Origin of the sequence: Malonomonas rubra, from assembly GCF_003247215.1 — a bacterium.
GTDB lineage: Bacteria > Desulfobacterota > Desulfuromonadia > Desulfuromonadales > Geopsychrobacteraceae > Malonomonas > Malonomonas rubra_A.
Map to the genome: position 1 here is coordinate 1 of NZ_QKAP01000116.1, position 2882 is coordinate 2882.

At 53.1% G+C, this 2882-nt stretch carries 4 protein-coding genes; all 4 read left to right on the forward strand.

What is annotated here, in order from left to right:
• Positions 1-70: 70 nt before the first annotated feature.
• Positions 71-268, forward strand: coding sequence for a 50S ribosomal protein L35 (rpmI, locus tag Q7J88_RS12100; RefSeq protein ID WP_303722488.1), 198 nt, complete (start codon positions 71-73; stop codon positions 266-268).
• Positions 269-369: 101 nt separating this feature from the next.
• The gene (rplT, locus tag Q7J88_RS12105; RefSeq protein ID WP_303722489.1) at positions 370-723 is read left to right on the forward strand and encodes a 50S ribosomal protein L20; all 354 of its coding nucleotides are present in this window, start codon (positions 370-372) and stop codon (positions 721-723) included.
• 19 nt (positions 724-742) lie between these two features.
• On the forward strand, positions 743-1756 hold the full coding sequence (pheS, locus tag Q7J88_RS12110) for a phenylalanine--tRNA ligase subunit alpha (RefSeq protein WP_303722490.1): 1014 nt from the start codon (positions 743-745) through the stop codon (positions 1754-1756).
• Positions 1757-1947: 191 nt separating this feature from the next.
• Positions 1948-2882, forward strand: a 935-nt coding sequence (ytpR, locus tag Q7J88_RS12115) for a YtpR family tRNA-binding protein (RefSeq protein WP_303722491.1), incomplete at its 3' end; no start/stop codon positions are given.

Here is a 2882-nt window from a genome sequence, read left to right on the forward strand (position 1 = left end):
CAACCATTGTTTATAACCTAATGTGTTCCGGCTGGTTATACGGCCGGCGAAGATGTAAGGAGCGTATACCATGCCGAAAATGAAAACCAACAGAGGCGCTGCAAAACGGTTCAGAACAACCGGCGCCGGTCGGATTCGCCGTAACAAGGCGTTTTCCTCACATATTCTGACCAAGAAATCAACTAAGCGTAAACGGAATCTGCGAAAGTCCGCATTGATCGCCGAGGTTGATGTCAAAGCAGTACGGAGAATGCTGCCGTACGCGTAAAGGTATCGATCTCCGGCAGAATAGTCCGGGATTGGTTAACTCCGCTCTTGATTATTTATTTTTCGAGCGGTTTTGCATGTTTAGTTTGAACGGAGAAGACAATGCCTCGTGTAACTCGCGGTTTTAAAGCACGCCGCAGAAGAAATAAAGTTTTGAGTTTGGCCAAAGGGTTTCGTGGCGGCAAGCACCGCTTGTTCAGAACCGCAGCGGAGGCAGTAGACCGCGCCCTGTGCTATGCCTATCGTGACCGGCGTGTCAAAAAACGGGAGTTCCGCGCCCTGTGGATCAGCCGTATCAGCGCTGCTGCCAAACAGAATGGTGTCAATTACAGCCGCCTGATCAATGGAATGGGCAAGAATGCGATTGAACTTGATCGCAAGGTGCTCTCCAACCTGGCTATTGTCGATCCCAATGCCTTCACCGCCGTTGTGAAAGCTTCCGGACTGGCTGCCTGATTTTTCTCGGATCAATCCCATGGAAAACGAGCTGCTCAGGCTCAAGCAGGAAGCCGGCGAGGCTCTGGAGAATGTCAAGGATGCAGCAGCCCTTGAGGCTTTCCGCATCCAGTTCCTCGGGCGGAAAGGGGGACTTCTGACCGGCGTCATGCGGCAGTTGAAGTCAGTCGCCGCCGAGGAACGCCCCCGACTTGGCCAACTGGCCAACGACATTAAACAGGCCGTTGAACAACGCTTTGAAGAAATCAAAGCCCAATTGGGTGCCTCAAGTCCGAAGGCGGGCAGCGGTGCAACCGATTACAGTCTCCCCGGACGCTTTCTGCCTTTTGGTAAACTGCATCCCGTGACCCAGGTCATGGAAGAGATCTGTTCGATTTTTGAGGGCTTGGGTTTTGCCGTTGCCGAAGGACCCGATGTTGAAACTGATTACTATAATTTCGAGGCGCTGAATATACCGCCGCATCATCCGGCCCGTGACATGCACGACACCTTTTATGTCACGGATTCGATCCTGCTACGCACGCACACTTCCCCGATGCAGGCACGGATCATGGAAAAGCACGATCCCCCCCTGCGCTACATAGCCCCTGGTAAGGTGTATCGCTGCGATTCCGATATTACTCACACGCCAATGTTTCATCAGGTGGAGGGCTTTTTGGTCGATAAGGATGTCTCCTTTGCTGACCTCAAAGGGGTTTTGACCTCCTTCACCCACAAGATGTTCGAGCGTGAACTGGCGCTTCGCTTCCGTCCAAGCTTTTTCCCGTTCACCGAACCCAGTGCCGAGGTCGATATTGCCTGCGTGATCTGTGGCGGCAGCGGGTGTAGGGTTTGTAAACGGACTGGCTGGCTGGAAATTCTAGGCTCCGGTCTGATAGATCCCGAGGTCCTCAAAATGGTCGGTTACGATCCGGATGTCTATTCCGGTTTCGCCTTCGGCCTTGGTGTTGAGCGTATAGCCATGCTCAAATATGGTATCGACGATATCCGTCTGTATTACGAGAACGACCTCCGGTTTCTTTCCCAGTTTTAAATATTCGCCCCTCACCATCCCTCGGCAATTACCGCGGATGCGTGAGTTGATGGCTAAACGAGGTAAACCACACCGGATCATATTTCTTCCGGTGTGGTTTTTTCGCTTCCAGCCCCTCATCAATTGGATCGTTTAGTAGGGATTCACCCTTCGGTTTTCATTACGATAACGCTGTTGCAGGATAGACCGTCATGAAATTCACACTCAGCTGGCTAAATCAGTTCGTTTCCACTAAAGGCTTGACTCCAGCCCAAATTGCCGACCGCTTGACCATGCTCGGTCTGGAAGTTGACAGCGTAGAAGAGTTATTTGCCGAACTCGCGCCGATTGTTACTGCCCGGGTCACCGAGGTAAGCAAACACCCGGATGCAGACAAGCTGACCATTTGCACCGTCGACACCGGTGAAGAGAGCGTTCAAATCGTCTGTGGTGCACCCAATGTCCGAGCCGGTATGGTTACGGCGCTCGCTAAACCTGGAGTAAAACTGCCCGACGGTACCAAAATCAAGAAATCCAAGGTTCGTGGCGTGGTTTCCATGGGCATGCTCTGTTCCTCCCGTGAGCTTGGCATCGATAACGACCATGGCGGTATTATGGATCTTGACGGTACACTTGCAGCCGGCCAGCCGCTGATCGATGCTCTGACCATGCGCGATGTGGTCATCGAGGTTGATCTGACACCGAACCGCCCCGACTGTGCAAGTGTTCGCGGCATTGCCCGCGAGGTCGCCAGTTTTGCAGGTGGACCGCTTAAGCCGCTGGTCGAGTCCGTCACACCGCTGAGCGGCAAGGGTGTCGATTACGCTGTGGTTATCGACGATGCCGAGCTTTGCCCCCGCTATACCGCGAGAAAACTGACCAACGTCAAGATAGGGCCATCCCCAGAGTGGATGCAGCAGCGGCTGAGCGCTGTCGGCATGCGGCCGATTAATAACATTGTCGATATCACCAACTATGTGATGCTTGAATCGGGCCAGCCACTGCACGCCTTTGATTTCGACACCCTGCACGGTAAAAAGATCATAGTGCGTCGACCCAAAAGCAAGGAAAGCGAAATTGTCTCCCTGGACAACAACAATCGCCAACTCGATTCGGATATGCTGCTTATCTGTGATGCCGAGCGTCC